Below are 15182 nucleotides of genomic sequence, written 5' to 3' on the forward strand. Positions count from 1 at the left end.
TTCATCTACGCTAAGAGCAGTTGCTATCGGAATGATAAAGCGGATTTTGACGCCCTGAATTGATCCGGTCCAACTGCATCCGTCCCTCGTTTCTCGGTCCGACTCCACGCATGCTGAAAGCTCTCGAACTCGCCGGCTTTAAGAGCTTTGCGGATCGGACGCGATTCGATTTTCCGGATGGGATCACGGTGGTTGTCGGTCCCAACGGAAGTGGTAAATCCAACATCGTTGACGCGATGAAGTGGGTGTTGGGTTCGCAAAGTCCGAAGGGACTGCGCGGCAAAGAGATGTCCGACGTGATCTTCAAGGGCTCTCAGACACGTCCCCCCGCGGGTGCCGCCGAAGCGACAATCGTGTTCGACAACTCGCAAGGCAATTTGCCGATCGACGCACCGGAAGTCCACGTGACGCGGCGTGTTTACCGGAGTGGTGAAAGCGAGTTTTTGATCAATGGCGACTCCGTTCGCTTGAAAGACGTCCGTGACCTGATTCGTGGGACGGGCATCGGGATCGACGCCTATAGCTTGATCGAGCAGGGCAAGGTCGACCGGATGTTGCAGGCCAACGCGAAAGACCGCCGGGCAATCTTTGAAGAGGCTGCGGGCATCAGCCGCTTCAAGGCAAAGAAGCTGGAAGCAGAGCGACGCCTTGCCCGCGTGCAAACCAACCTGACTCGGCTGAGTGATATCGTCGAAGAAGTCGGCGCCCGTTTACGAAGCGTTCGCAGTCAAGCGGCAAAGGCCGAGCGTTATCGTCAGGCGTCCGAGCGGCTAAAAGAGCTGCGAACGGTGATCGCATGGAACGATTGGGCGAACCTGAATCACGAGTTCGAGACCTGTGAAAAAGAGCTGACACAGGCGAGCACTCGTTTGCGCGAACTGGAAGCAGAACGCGAAGAGATTTCGGCGAAGCGTCAAGCGGCGGACATGGAGCTGCAGACGATTGCTGACGAAGCGCGTGAGCTGGAACAACAGCGGCACGAATTGCTGGCTCAAGCGGCAACGCTCAGTGGCCGCAAAGACGCCGACCAAGGTTCCGTCAGCGACGTCCGGCTATCTATCGCCGATGCCTTGCGCCGTTCGCGTGCACTCGTTCGCCAAGCTCGCAAAGCGGACGATGAACTGGACCAGGCGATCGCCGATCACGCCAAGGGTGATCAGGAGCTCGGTGAAGTTCGCCAACGGAACACCGAGCTGGTCGCCAAGCGAGATCAGATCCAAAACGAAACGGACGAAGTGCTCAAGCGGCGTGAGTCGATTTCCAAACAGCACCTGGAATCGATTCGACGAGTCTCCGAGATGGAGGTCAAGCTGCAGCGATCGGAAACCCGATTGTCCGAGTCCGAACGGCAATTGGTCAGTTTGGAAAAGCGGCTGACTGATTCGGCAGCGATGCTTGAAAAGGCGACGACCGAGTCCGAGATGGCTGAGGAGCGTCTGGGGCAGCTCGAGCAACGCATCAAGACATCTGAAGCTGAGCTAAAAGTCCAGAAGAAGAAGACGGACGAGCATCGCGAAGTCCTCGACCGTCGAAGTGGCGAAACCGCTGAATTGCGTGCCCGATTAGAAGGCGTGCGCCAGCGATATTTGGTGCTCGAGGACTTGGTGAAACGTCACGAAGGTGTATCAGGTGGCGTGCGAGCGGTCTTGGAGCATGTCGCCGATCCGGACCATCCGCTGGCGACTAGCGTGATTGGGATGGTCGCGGCGATGGTCAATGTGGATGTCGAAACGGCACCGATGATTGACGCGGCGCTTCGTGATCGGGCACAGTTCATTGTCACGCACGACGGTCAACTCGCTGATGCGATCGTTAGCGGCGAAATCAAAATCGATAGCCGCGTGGGCATCATCCGGATGGATCACCTGCCCGAGCCGCCGCGAACGAACCGGATTCAGTTGGAAGGTTTCCAAGGTGTTATCGGCCGCGCCGATCGTGTGATCGAGTGCGAAGGAGTCGGCGAAAAGCTGATCGCTCATTTGCTGAGCTCGTCATGGCTGGTCGAGGACTTGGACTCGGCAACGTTGGTGCGGCGTCTCTGTGGGCCGGATCAACAGATCGTCACGCGGCGCGGTGAAGTGCTGATGGGCGACGGCAGTTTGATCGTCGGACCTGCCGGTGCGACCACCGCGCTGGTCAGTCGGCGTAGTGAAATGAACGCTGCCGCTGAAGAGATCGAGCATTACACGTTCGAGATCTCCGAGAACGACGAAGCGATTCGCGAATTAGCTGCGCTGGTTGACGAATGTGCGAGCACCTTGGGACGCATGGAGATCAGCCACCGAAATCTGGTCACCGAAAAAGCTGCCGCAGAAGCCGACGTGCGTCACGCCAAGGAGCGTGCGAAAGCTCGCAAGTCTGCGTATGACCAAATCAACAACGATGTCGAATCGACTCGTCAAGAACGCGATACGGCAAAGCAAGAAGCAGGGACGCTTTCCGAATCGATTCTTGAATCACGCAAGGTGATCGAGCGATTGGAAACCGAAGCCGCCGATGTCGAAGAGATGCTTTCCGGTTCACAGCAAGCGTTGCAGTCGGCATCGAGTGCCGTGATGACCGCAAGCGTCGAACTCGCTCGATCAGAGCAACGGCAAGAGGCGCTCGCGGCACAGATCGAATCACAGCGTCGCGAGCAAGAAGAACGCCGCAAGTCAGTCGACAGTGCAACCGTGACGGCGGAAACCGGTTACGCCAGGCAAACAGAGCTGAAGCAGCGGATCAAGGAGACCGTCACGCAGTTGGCAGCACTGACATCGCAAACTGACACACAAGAAACCCAGTTGCGGACGCTGGCTGAAAAAGCACAGTCGCTACGTCAGTCCAATCGAGCCATCGCCGAAGCCAGTGAAGCGACGATCAAGGCAGTTGCCGAAGCGAGTGAGCAGGTTCACTCGGTGACCAATCGTCGCGAATCGACGATGATGCGGCGCGGTACACTGGCCGAGCGAATCGCCGAGGACTACCAAATCGATCTCGAAAATGACGAGCCGCCCGAAGAGCTGGCTGAGATCGAAAATCGCTCCAAGATGGACGAAGAGATCAACCATTTGCGTGAGCAGTTGCAGCGGACGAGCAATGTCAATATGGAGGCGCTCGCCGAATTGGAAGGCTTGCAAGAGCGTCATGATTTATTGAGCGGCCAGTACGAAGATCTTGCTGCCGCAAAGGAATCGTTGCAGCGGATCATTGGTCGCATCAATGCCGACAGTCGGCGATTGTTTCTTGATACGTTGGAAGCGATTCGGCAGAACTTCCAAAAGCTTTATCGCAAGTCGTTCGGCGGCGGGCATGCGGACTTGGTGCTCGAAGAATCAGAGGACCCGTTGGAAGCCGGCGTCGAAATTGTCGCGACTCCACCCGGTAAGCCCAGTTTCAGTAACTCGCTGCTTTCCGGTGGTGAGAAAGCGTTGACGGCGGTCGCGCTGCTGATGTCAATTTTCCAATACCGGCCCAGTCCGTTTTGTGTCCTAGACGAAGTCGACGCGCCATTTGATGAAGCCAACATTGGCCGTTTTGTGATGGTGCTCAATGAGTTCTTGGATCACAGCAAGTTTGTAATCGTCACTCACAGTAAGAAGACGATGACTGCGGCGACGACGCTGTATGGCGTGACGATGCAAGAATCGGGTGTGAGCAAGCGTGTCTCGATTCGCTTCGAAGATGTCAGTGAAGACGGCGAGATCACGGAAGGCGAAGCTGCCTAGTGATGGCAATTCGTGCGGGAAAAATCCGCGAGGGTCTATCCGCTCGGACGAGTCCATTCCCTTGGAATCGCCGAAAGCGTTTTTGGATCGATTGAAAGAACCAATCCTAGGAAACGACGGGTGGTGTTTCGATCTTGGTCGACAAGATGGTGTCAACGCGATCGAGCAAACGCTGTGCGTCGTCAATGCGGCCGGCTGAGTCATCCGTTGCCATCGCGACAAACTTCGCGTTACAGTGTTGGCAAGAGACCTCACGACCCAGCAGAGATCCACGGATTTGAATTCGACGCCCACAAGTCGGGCACGAACGCGTGAACCGAATCAGACTGTTGGATTGCATCAGCCACTCCTTTAAATTGCATCCATCGAACAGAAAAGGCTGCTAGGGGAGAAATCTACCCCTACAAGTGGCCCTTATCAAGCTTAAAGTTACCAAGTCAAGTTCGGCGGTCTATACGTATGCTCAGGCTGCTCTGTCCAAACACCGCGTTTTGCGGGGCCGAACTGAGCTTTCGACCGCCTAGAAAAGTGTGGGATTTTTCCCTCAGCGCCCAGAAATGTCCAACCCTAAATCCGTTTTCATCGCCATCGACGGGATCGACGGTGTCGGCAAGTCTACTCAGATTGCCTTTCTCAGTGACCTGCTCACTGATCGTGGTCATCGCTGTTTATTAACGCGCGACCCTGGTTCGACGGAGATCGGGAAGCGGCTGCGCGAACTGTTGTTGGAGAGTGATCTCACGATGAATCGTCGGACCGAGGCAATGCTGTTTATGGCGAGCCGCTGTGAGATGGTTGAAACAACGATTCGACCAGCGCTCCGTGATGGAATCAGCGTGATTTCGGATCGCTTCTTGCTGGCAAATGTTGTTTACCAAAGCATCGGCGATTCACACGCGCCGGGTGTCGATCCGTCTCTGTTGTGGGAACTCGGCGGTTTGGCCAATGGCGGTCTGCGACCCGATTTGACCGTGTTGCTTGACATGCCAGCAGCGCGATCGATGGAACGCATCGAAGGTCCACGGGACCGCATGGAAGCACGGGGCGAGGCCTACATGGAACGCGTCCGCCAAGCGTTTCTTGAGCAGCTTCCCAAGGCAAGTGAAGCGACGGTTGTGGTCAATGCCGATCAACCCGTCGAAGCCGTCTCGGCTGAGCTCAAGTCAGCAGTACTGGAGCAGCTGGCTCAATACGGTTGATCGATCAGGATCTTGCCTTGCACTCGTTTTTCACCAAAGAAGGCGTTTGGCCTGAAGTACAGCGGGCCGCCGCCGAGCTGCTTGGTTTCGATCGTTAGTGTGGCGTGATCCTGATCGGCGGTTGCCAGCACTTTGCCGAAGTGGTGGATTTCAATTCGGTCAGCGCCCTCGCAGCTGACTTCGATTTCAATGGGTGTTGCGAGGGATCCGTCGTTTGCTAGACCTTCAACGTTCTCACGTGACTTTGTGATCGTTGCCGTCGGGGTTGGCTGTTCGCCCAGCGAATCGATTTCGGCCGCGAAGGTCATTCGTGGTTCGGTGCGATCAAGCCCGGTCAACGTGGCACGGATGTCAAAAATCCCTGAGGCATCGTCTGGCCAATTGAGTTCGATATTGGGCGTGGGAGGGATGGTTTGCATCAGTTTCCCGTTGATGGAAAGTTCGATCGAACGGGTGCGCGTTTTGGGGACGTCTAGTTTGAGCGACCGACGTTGAAGTTTGATTTTCTTTTGCTCGCCTTGGACCATTGAGATTTCGACGACTTCATCGGGGGCACGAGCAAAGGGCTGGGCCAAAGGGTCGCCGACGATCAGCAGTTGGTAGGGTGACTGCACCGATTGGTAAAACGACTCCATCGCGCTCAGGCCTTGAGCGTAGTAGCCATACATCATTGGCGTAGGAAACTTAAATGGCAGTGAGTAAGGCTCGGTAACGGTTCCACTGCTCATCGCCGCGCCGGCGGCAAGAAACTCGGTGCACTTAATTTGGGACGTCGAGTCAAACACCGCGCCTGAGCTGGTCAGGTTTTCTGCGATCGAGCCAGGCACGAGATCAAGCGGCGTGTTAGCCAGAGGGGCGTTTGCGGTGCCAACCATCATTCCGGCAATCGGATCTTTTCCGTCAGGCAAAACGCCCCGAAAAATTTCCGTTTGATAACCGAGTTCTTGTAGGTAGACCGATGCGTCGGCGATCACGGGAAAGCGAGTTTTCGCACGGACGCCAGCGCCACCGGCAAATGTGAACCTTGCTTTTGGAAAGGTGTGATCGGATTCACTTGCGCGTTGTAAGATCCGAACGGCTTCGCTGGTGGATGAGCCATTGGGGTGAACGACGGCCAACACACAAGACATCATGTAAGGCGTGCCGCCGTCTTTAATACCGACACGGCGTCCGGTGATCGCCCAGCCGACGGATCCCGAAAAAGCTTCCGGGCCTTGCCAGACGATTGGGCTGTCGTCCATCAGCGGCAGTGCTTTTTGTAGATCCGGATCGTCGAGATATTTGCTCAGTGCGGAACGCTCTCGCAAGTATCGAGATGACCACCAGCCCGCTTTCAACGCAGCTTTGATCATTGCGACTGCCTGTGCGTCGTCTCCAGAAAGCGAATAAGCTTCGGCTGCGTTGAGCGCGACTGCCGGCATCTCGGGGTGCTTCTTGTGCAGTGCGGACCAAATTTCAGCAGATGCTTTGTTATCGTTTTCGCCATCGAGTTTCGAGGCTTCTTCAAAGCGTTCTTTGTCGTCGCCGGTGAACGGATTGGAAAAGTGGCGAGAGAACTTGCCACGCGCATACTGGTTCGAGCCAAAACTGAGGTACGCGGGACTGTCTGATAGCACGTAACGATAGAAGTAGGTCAGTCCGTTAATCGACGCGATGGGGCGTTGGTATTTTTTGACTGGTCCTTCGGGAAGTTCATTGGTGTGCGCGCCAATTTTGACCGCATACGGAATATCAGCGGAGTACGCGATTGTTCGTGCCAGTGGAGACAGTTTTCGCTCGTCGATTGTCTTTAAGACAGGATTCAAAATCTGGTCGCGGAACTCGTCCAGTCGCATCGTCGTTTTTTTGGGAATCCCTTCAAGAACGATCACATTGTCGATCGGGATCTTTCTCAGGTGGACGTAGTGATTGGCGATCGTTCGTGAGATCGTCGAATCACCGTTGACGACCACAATGACATTTTCGCTACTCAGTCCGGCTTGGGCTCGCCCCTGCCATGTCGCGATCGAGATAAAGATTGCGACGGCGCAAAACATATCACGCGACCGCGTCGTTGTTGGACGGGTTGAAGACATTGGGCGATCGTTTGGGGCGGTGAAATTGAGTAAAGAATGGTCGGGTGGAACCGACCGGCGCTGGAATCAAAGCGGTGCGCTGCTTGAGCGACACAGAGATAGTTTATCAGGGACAGTTTAACAGTCCGTGATCCCCACGTTCGGGATCGTCTGAGTGCCTTGCATTTTCTGTTCACCGCATGAACCGCAATGTCAATTCAGTCTTGCAGTGCAACGGATGGACGGGACCAGTGAATTCGACGTTGCGGTGGCGGGAATGAACGGGTGAGCCGAGCTTCGCGAGTGAGCCGAGCTTCGTGGGGCGCAATGGTCTATGCACGGAAACCGGTAGTTCGATTCAGGTCGCTGTTTCTTTCAGTCTTCCTTGCCGGTCGGTTTGCCAGACTTGGCGAGTATTCATCTCCATCGCCGTCAACCAACCTCCGCCGTAGCAGTACGTGTCGATACAGACGAGGTGTCCCGCATCGAGGACTTCGCCGTCGCGATTTGCCGTATGCCCGACGACCGCCGTTTTTCCGCTCAGGTGCCGTGGCGGTATCCCATCAGTCAAAGAGTACCAGCGAAGCATTTCGATTTCTTGATTTTCGAATTCTGCTTCGGGGTCATACGCCGCATGCGTAAAAAAGAAATCGCCTTGTGCGTAATAGTCGCCGAGTGAATCGAGGAACTCTTTGTGCGTATCAGGAAGGAAATCGAGATCGCCATTGAAGTTATAACTTTCGAGCGTTTCGACGCCCCCGTAACGCAACCACGCATGGTGCGCCGCACCATGATTGAGAACCTCGAGCATCATTTCTTCGTGATTGCCTAGGATTCCCACCAATCGTGTACGTTGGGCCAACTGAATCAAGGTGTCGAGAACACCGCACGAGTCAGGGCCGCGATCGATGTAATCACCGAGTGTGACGATGGTGTCGTTTTCGCGGGGTTGGATTGCTTCGATCAATCGTTCCAGAGCCAGTCGGCAACCATGAATGTCGCCGATCGCGATGAGCCTTCCACTCACAGATGAAACCTAGCCAAGGGTCGGGGATTTGAAAGGGAGATGCCTACGGGGCGGTTCGCTCGGTTCAGCGAACGCATGCTGGTAGCGTCAGGCTAAATCGTTTGAGTGTGAAGTGTAACCCGAATACGGGTGTCGCTTGAGGGGGCGTCCCAATCGATTGCGTTGTATCGTGCGGAGCGTGTTGGGGGGATTAATGATGGCCTGATGGTCCGCGTTGTGTCAGTTAATCGATGCGGTCCGGTTATCACTGCTCGTATCCATTTCCAAATCGTCATTGGAGGGGTGGGGGGCGTCGTGCAACGGCAAAAGCTTGCCGGTGGGATGTGTACAATTGCGGTCCCTAAAGCGTTTTGATCCTAGGCGGTCGAACCACCCAGTGGTCTGAGCTAAACTAAGAGTCGTTGACATTTGTATCGCCTGGTAATGCCTAGGTGGCCTGTCAGCGGCGCAGATGATCCGAAATCGAAGGACTGCAAAGGTCGGGACAGCAATGGGACTCAGTGATATGGATTCGAGCGAAACCGACGACCTCCGTACCGAAAGTGATGCCCTCCCCCAGGATGGCCAGGTAGATGCTTGGAGCGAAGAGGAGCTCGAAGAAGAAGCGGTGCTGCAAACCGACGAATCGGCTGCTTTGTTTGGCAGTATGGCTGTCCATATCCTGATCATTGTCGCTCTGGCGATCATGCCGACCCAGTTGATTGAGGAGGACGATGCGGTTGTCATCGTCTCTTCGCCCGTCGAAACAGAATCAGAAACCATTATCGAGGAAGTCGTTTACAGCGAGATTCCCGAGTTGGCTCCTGGGGCAAACAGCACTGCGGAAGCCGACATGGCCGAAGCGTCAGCTGAGATGTTCGCCGAGGTCGCCGAAATCCCCAGCCCGGTCGAAATCGAAAAGTCAGATCTCGGTGATATCGAAGTCAATCGGATCTTTTCGCAACCGATGGCGCCGATGGACCGCTTGGTCGACCAAAAAGGCAACGTCGGCGAAGGTGCGACCGGAGCTGCTGGTGCTGTCGATCGGTTGACCTACGAAATTTTGCAGTCAATGGAAGAACGGCCCACTTTGGTGGTTTGGCTGTTCGACCAGAGCGGTTCACTGCACCGGCAGCGGCGCGAAATTCGTGATCGGTTTGATCGAATCTACGACGAGTTGGGCATTTTGCGGCAAGACAAGGGCGCCCAATCGGAAGGCGACAATCTTGCCTCCGCCAAGAAGCCACGCGGTATCAACCACGACGCGCAGTTGCTCAATTCTGTGATCGGCTTCGGTGAAAACATCACGCTCTATACGGAGACGCCGACGGAGGACGTGAATGAAATCAAGTCGATCGTTGACAAAATCGAAACTGACACGTCAGGTGTCGAACGCGTTTTTTCTGCCGTCAAAATGGCTGCCGACAAGTACAAGCCATTGCGAGTTCGTCGTGGCGGACAGGACCCGGCGAGGAACGTCTTGCTGATCGTTGTGACTGACGAAAAAGGCGACGACGAAATTCAGGTAGAAGAATCGATCGATATCTGCCGGAAATACGGGATTCCCGTTCATGTGATTGGGGTGCCTGCACCGTTTGGACGCGCCGAGACCTTGGTGAAGTACGTTGATCCAGATCCGAACTACGACCAAACGCCACGTTGGGCCTCTGTCGATCAAGGTCCCGAGTCGTTCATGCCGGAACGTGTGCAGTTGCCCTTCACCGCTGACTTCTCACAAGAACCCACAATTGATAGCGGCTTCGGGCCGTATTCGCTGACCCGGTTAAGCTACGAGACCGGCGGCATCTACTTCAACGTTCATCCCAATCGAAACGTCGCTCGCAAAGTACGCCGCAACGAGCTTTCTGCTTACGCATCGGACCTCGAATACTTCTTTGATCCGTCGGCGATGTCACGCTATCGCCCTGACTACCTATCGCCGCGTGACTACATGACCAAGGTGCAGTCAAGTCCGTTGCGAAAGGCACTTGTCAGCACGGCGCAAATGAAGCCCGCAACCGGAATCTCCAAACCGCGATTGGAATTCTTGGGGGTCGATCAGGCTCGCTTGGCAAGCGATTTGACGGAAGCTCAAAAACAGGCTGCCCGGTTGGAACAGCCACTGAACATGATGGCAATCGCATTGCAGCCTGGAATGGACTATCGCGAGAAAGAGGAAAGTCCGCGCTGGAGTGCCGGCTATGACCTGGCGATGGGGCGTGTCTTGGCCCAGAAGGTCCGAACCGAGACTTATAACGCGATGCTTGCAAAAGCCAAGCTGGGGATGAAGTTCGAAGGCGAAAAGAACAACACTTGGGTCCTTCAGCCGAGCGACGAGGTCAGCGTCGGTAGCCGTTGGAAGCGGGAGGCCGAGACGGCTCGCGAGCTGCTCGAAACCGTTGTCAACAATCACCCGGGCACCCCATGGGCATTGCTGGCTTCAAAAGAATTGGAGGTGCCAATTGGCTGGAAATGGACCGAGAAATTCACTGACCTGTCACCTCCGGCACCGCGAAATCCGGGCAATAACAACAACGCTCCTCCGCCACCGTCGGACGACCAAAAGCGGATGATCGAAAAGAAGGCCCCCCAGCGTCCGATTCCAAAGCTGTAGCCGGAAATCGTTGTTGCTCGAAGCGAAAGGCACGGGCAATGACTTCGATTCTTGGACTTCGATTCTTGCGGAACGCTCTTTCGCAGGAGGCGTTGCATTTGGTACTGCCAAACGAGTTGTCAATCCATCGACTCGTTTTCAGGGAACCTCCGATGTTGCGTCTTTCACGACGAACACTTTGCCTGCTATCGACGACGTGCCTGAGCGTCGCCCTTGCCGCTCCCGTCGGTGTTGCTGCGCCGCCTAGTTTGCTTCGACTGTTTGGCAAAGCTCAGCCGATCGAAAAAGTAGATTCGTACGTGTTGACCGAGGAAGACGGTCCCTGGTTGTTGCTCGCGACGACATTTGTGGGTGAGAACTCCAAAGACAAAGCGCAAGCCGCGGCGATCGAAATTCGCGAAAAGCTGCGCCTGCCAGCATTCATCTATCAAGAGAGTTTCGATTTCACCGGCACCGTCGACCACGACGCGACGACCGGTCGTCGGATGAGATACGCAAACCCCCATCAATACGAAGCCTACGCGGTTCTCGTCGGCGAATACGATTCGGTCAAACACGAAGGGATCGAGCGAGATTCGGAGAGGCTTCGCAACGTTCAATTGGATATCTTCAAAGATCCCAACAGCGTGAAAGACGAGTACGGAACCGACAGCCCTGCGTCGATGATCAAGGCTTTCGGCCAGCAAATGTTTCGTTCGGCAAAAGGGCGGACGCGAAACCCAATGGGCAACGCCTTTTTGACTCGCAATCCGTTGCTCCCGGAAGACTTCTTTCAGCAACCCGAAGTCGACTCGTTCGTGCAAGAGTTGAATGAGGGCATGGACTACAGCTTGCTGAAATCGGATGGCAAGTTCACGGTGGTCGTTCGCACCTTTGGCGCTTGTGGCACCATCGAAGGGGCGAAGAATTCTGATAAGTTCAAGCCTAGCGCAGAGCGAATGGACCAGTTCGCGTTGCAGGCGGGGAAAATGGTTCGCGCCCTGCGAAAGCAAGGGCACGAGGCCTATCAGTACCACGATCGCGATCGCTCGATTGTCACGATCGGCAGCTTTGACAGCTTGGGCCGGGAGTTGCCTGATGGCCGATTCGAGTACGCGCCGGAGATTCGACGCGTGATGGTCGAATTCAGTGCTTTGAACGCTCCAAATTCACGCTCGCTCAATGGTGGTGCGGCTTACATGGCCAACCACGTCGCAATGATCCCGTTCGACGTGCAGCCTGCTCCCATCGCGATTCCCAAAGCAAGCAAACGAAGTCTGTACAGTGCGCTGCGCTAAATAACTCGCCAGCAAAGCTCGTCCGATGCGTGCTCTATCGCAGCCTTGTGCCTCCGGGTGCAGGGCTTTTTGCATTTGGCGGACAGGGTTTTTTGTGCTTGGAAGACAGGGCTTTTTGCGTTCGGTACCCAGGTTAGGCAGCTGGGCTTTCTCCGCATCTGGGCCGGGTTAGTCCGGTCCGAGAAATTCTGCGGGTTCTGCCGAATGTATCAAGAATCACGGTGCAAACGTCGATGATTGAACCGTGAGAGGTCTGCATCGCGGTTTGAAGGTCGTTTCGATGCGTCCGGCACTGACTTGACGACGGCCACTGCGCCGCCTATGCTTTCACCCTTAACCTCAAGGGCGGTAAAGGGTTACAGCGTTTACCCGGAGCCCCATGGGATCCAGGTGTAGCGACAATGGGAGTCGGGAGTGACCAAGAAAGATATCGTCCGAACGATTTCTGACGAGGTGGGCCTCACACAACAACAGACCAAGAAGATTGTTCAAAGAACCTTTGATTCGATCATCGACACGCTGGTGCGTGACGGGCGGATCGAGCTAAGGAACTTTGGCGTGTTCGAGGTCAAGCCGCGGGCGGCTCGCCGAGCGAGAAACCCGCGGACGGGCGATGAGGTGATCGTGCCTGAAAAGCATGTGGTGACCTTTAAGCCTGGTAAGTACATGGAGGCCAGGGTGCAGGAGGCTGATCTCGAAGGACAAGAACCATTGGGTTCGAGCGACGAGATCACGCAGACGCATTTTGGAGCCACCGACAACTCCAATAAGATTTCCGGTCGCTGGGACGAAGACTGAACAGCGTCCGACAACCGGCACTGCAATAACGAGAAACGTTCACGGAGGAACGTCCCATGCGTCGTCTGTTCCAGATTACATTGCTCGCGGTTTGCGTCGGCAGTACCGTTGGGTGCATGTTGCCGATCTACTCGCCCCAGCCCGAGCGTCGTGTTCAGCAGTTGCTCTACACCTCGGAAGACATGCGATCGATCTTGGCCGAATGGGAACGGTTCTGGTTCCTTGATTCGCCTAGCCACCTGACTCCGATTCGGACTCACGGCGGCATTATGTAGTGATCGTTTGATCGCGAAGCCGGCGCATTCGACACGGCACGGACACGGTCCAACCCGACGGTATCTTACCGAGTGGTTTGTTCGTGTTCGTGCCGCTGTTGTTAAGATGCCGGCGCAAAAAAAATCGGGATGCGATCACTCGCACCCCGATTTCAATTGCTAAGGCGATTATCGAATGATGTTGGTCAGTTCTTCGAGCATTTGGTCGGCAACCGTGATCGTTCGTGCGTTTGCACTGAAACCACGCTGTGCGACGATCAATTGGGTGAATTCCAATGCGATGTCGACATTCGATCGTTCAAGTTGGCCGCCCATGATTTGTCCTCGAGGGCCGGTCGCACCAAGACCGAGTGCAGCGTCACCGCTACTGATCGACTGTTTAAAGTAGTTTGCACCGATTGACTCCAGAGCCGCGGAGTTCGGGAAACTAGCGATCGCCAGCTGTGCCAATGGCAGTGCGCGACCGTTTGACGCCAAGCCCGTCAGTTCGCCCGAGGTCGAGACGGCAACGGAAGAGAGAGCTCCCGGTGGAATGCCGTCTTGAGTTTGCGTCATCAAAAAGTCACTCGCCAGGTGACTGATCTTGCTGAAGTCGAGTTCGATGGTTTGCGGATTGGTGATGCCGTTGATTTGAACTTCGATATTCGCGTCCCCGATACCGTTGATACCGGCAATCGCGTAGCTACCGTTTTCATTGAAGGTCAAGTTCAAGACTTGGTCGTCGATCATCGTTCCTGATGAAGCTGGAATGCTGGCGGATACGGACCAGTTGTTGATGGTGTCTTTGGTGAACGTAAACGTCATTCGGTGACTTTCACCACGTTCGTCAAACATATCGGTTGACACGTCGAATGAGTCCCCGTTGGTTCCTTCGGTACTGATAAACATCGAGTTGCCGGAGAAGTTCGTTGCCCCGGTGTTGCCGGCAACGTCTCGCAGGGTCAAGCTGAGGAATGCTTCGCCCGTATCGTCAGCCGTGACAGTTAAGGTGCCGTCCGCTTGAAGCGACGCGACGGCGTCGACAAGGTTCGCATTCAACGTATCGACGATATCTTGCAACGTCGAAGTGTCGGCAGGCAGTGCGACGGTAAAGGTTGAACCATCGGGGTTTGTTCCTACCAATTCGAATGTATCGCCAGGGGCGTAAGGGGCCGTATTAATCGTCAGGTCGTTCAGTAGCGTTGTTCCATCGGCCGGTCCACCCGAAGTCGCAAATCCACGGAACGAGGACAGCACTTCCGCTTGCGGTGGCGACGATGTCGATGGCAAGTTACCAGTGAAATCGATGTTGGCCGTTTGGGTTCCGGGGATTGCCGAACCGATCGGAACAAAGATCGAATCTTCGCCTTCGGTTTGGAATTTCACTCCGCCGTCGGCAGCTTCACCCAGGTTACCGATCCGTTGGACAAGGTAGCCTGTCGCCGGGTCAACGAGGCGACCACGGTCATCAAGGGCGAATGCACCGGCGCGAGTGTAGGCGGGCTCCTCGGTCGGCGACATCAAGGTAAAGAAGCCGTCGCCTTGGATCGCAAAGTCAAATGTCCCACTCGTCGTTTCGAGTGTTCCTGGACTGAAGTTCCGGGTGATCTGCGCGGTTTGCACCCCAGTACCGATCGCTTGTGGGTTGATACCGCCGGCTGTGTCGGATGAGGCCGATCCGCCACGGTCGACGTTATAGACCAAGTCACTAAAGATCGCCGACTGTGACTTGAAACCGATCGTGTTCATGTTGGCCAAGTTGTTGGCCACGACGTCGAGTTTCTGTTGGTGTGTGCGCAGACCGGTGATACCGGTCATCAAAGCTCTTGACATTCGTAGTGCCCCTTTATGTAAATCTCAGAATTGAGTGATCGTTGGAGTGGTGGTTCTTGTTTTCGCTTACGCCGCAGATTCACTGACGCGCGTGATCGCACCCATGCCGACTGCTGATCCGTTGACAATTAGTTTGACTTCATCGCCAGAGTTAAACACATCGGTGACGACGCCGGTGTGCAGTTGATTGGTGTTGGGATCGCGATAGTCGACCGATTTGCCAATCATGTTGACGCTTTCGGAGAGTTGCTGCATTTGCATGTACTGACCGAATGAGTCATTGAGATCTTCGATGCCTTCAAGGATGGAAAACTGGGTTAAGTCGTTGACCATCTTTTCTTGGTCAACTGGGTCCATCGGGTCTTGGTTTTTCAGTGTCACGGTGAGCAATTGCAGGTAATCGGTCCGTGCCGATGTCGAAGAAATTCCGTCCATGTCTC

The 15182-nt window shown here is 55.2% G+C and carries 10 protein-coding genes; 6 read left to right on the forward strand and 4 right to left on the reverse strand.

Annotated elements, in window-relative coordinates; genetic code table 11:
- Positions 1–110: 110 nt before the first annotated feature.
- Both smc and tmk read left to right on the forward strand, forming a co-directional pair.
- Positions 111–3707: a chromosome segregation protein SMC gene (gene smc / locus CGZ80_RS19935; protein WP_094417438.1), complete on the forward strand. Its 3597-nt coding sequence runs from the start codon at positions 111–113 to the stop codon at positions 3705–3707.
- A gap of 557 nt (positions 3708–4264) precedes the next feature.
- Positions 4265–4906 (forward strand): dTMP kinase, encoded by a 642-nt coding sequence (gene tmk, locus CGZ80_RS19945; protein ID WP_094417440.1) that lies wholly within the window; start codon positions 4265–4267, stop codon positions 4904–4906.
- Here tmk and CGZ80_RS19950 read toward each other — a convergent pair.
- Positions 4894–6981, reverse strand: a complete 2088-nt coding sequence (locus CGZ80_RS19950; protein WP_094417441.1) for a hypothetical protein — start codon at positions 6979–6981, stop codon at positions 4894–4896. The genes tmk and CGZ80_RS19950 overlap by 13 nt on opposite strands.
- Before the next feature lie 337 nt (positions 6982–7318).
- A complete protein-coding gene (locus CGZ80_RS19955; RefSeq protein WP_094417442.1) occupies positions 7319–7987 on the reverse strand; it encodes a metallophosphoesterase family protein in 669 nt (222 codons plus the stop codon).
- 490 nt (positions 7988–8477) lie between these two features.
- Between CGZ80_RS19955 and CGZ80_RS19965 the strand changes: the two genes are divergently transcribed.
- From CGZ80_RS19965 to CGZ80_RS19980, 4 genes are all read left to right on the forward strand, one after another.
- On the forward strand, positions 8478–10580 hold the full coding sequence (locus CGZ80_RS19965; RefSeq protein ID WP_094417444.1) for a vWA domain-containing protein: 2103 nt from the start codon (positions 8478–8480) through the stop codon (positions 10578–10580).
- Between the two features lie 152 nt (positions 10581–10732).
- The gene (locus CGZ80_RS19970) at positions 10733–11857 is read left to right on the forward strand and encodes a hypothetical protein (protein ID WP_143544045.1); all 1125 of its coding nucleotides are present in this window, start codon (positions 10733–10735) and stop codon (positions 11855–11857) included.
- 414 nt (positions 11858–12271) lie between these two features.
- Positions 12272–12655 carry an HU family DNA-binding protein gene (locus tag CGZ80_RS19975; protein WP_094417446.1) on the forward strand — a complete coding sequence of 128 codons (384 nt, stop codon included), beginning with the start codon at positions 12272–12274 and terminating at the stop codon, positions 12653–12655.
- 56 nt (positions 12656–12711) lie between these two features.
- Positions 12712–12930 carry a hypothetical protein gene (locus tag CGZ80_RS19980; protein WP_094417447.1) on the forward strand — a complete coding sequence of 73 codons (219 nt, stop codon included), beginning with the start codon at positions 12712–12714 and terminating at the stop codon, positions 12928–12930.
- Between the two features lie 168 nt (positions 12931–13098).
- Here the strand turns inward: CGZ80_RS19980 and CGZ80_RS19985 are convergent, their stop codons facing one another.
- Positions 13099–14742, reverse strand: coding sequence for a flagellar hook protein FlgE (locus CGZ80_RS19985; RefSeq protein ID WP_094417448.1), 1644 nt, complete (start codon positions 14740–14742; stop codon positions 13099–13101).
- Positions 14743–14808: 66 nt separating this feature from the next.
- Positions 14809–15177 (reverse strand): flagellar hook assembly protein FlgD, encoded by a 369-nt coding sequence (locus CGZ80_RS19990; RefSeq protein ID WP_094417449.1) that lies wholly within the window; start codon positions 15175–15177, stop codon positions 14809–14811.
- Positions 15178–15182: the final 5 nt, after the last annotated feature.

Source organism: Rhodopirellula sp. MGV (assembly GCF_002251265.1).
Taxonomy (GTDB): domain Bacteria; phylum Planctomycetota; class Planctomycetia; order Pirellulales; family Pirellulaceae; genus Stieleria; species Stieleria baltica_A.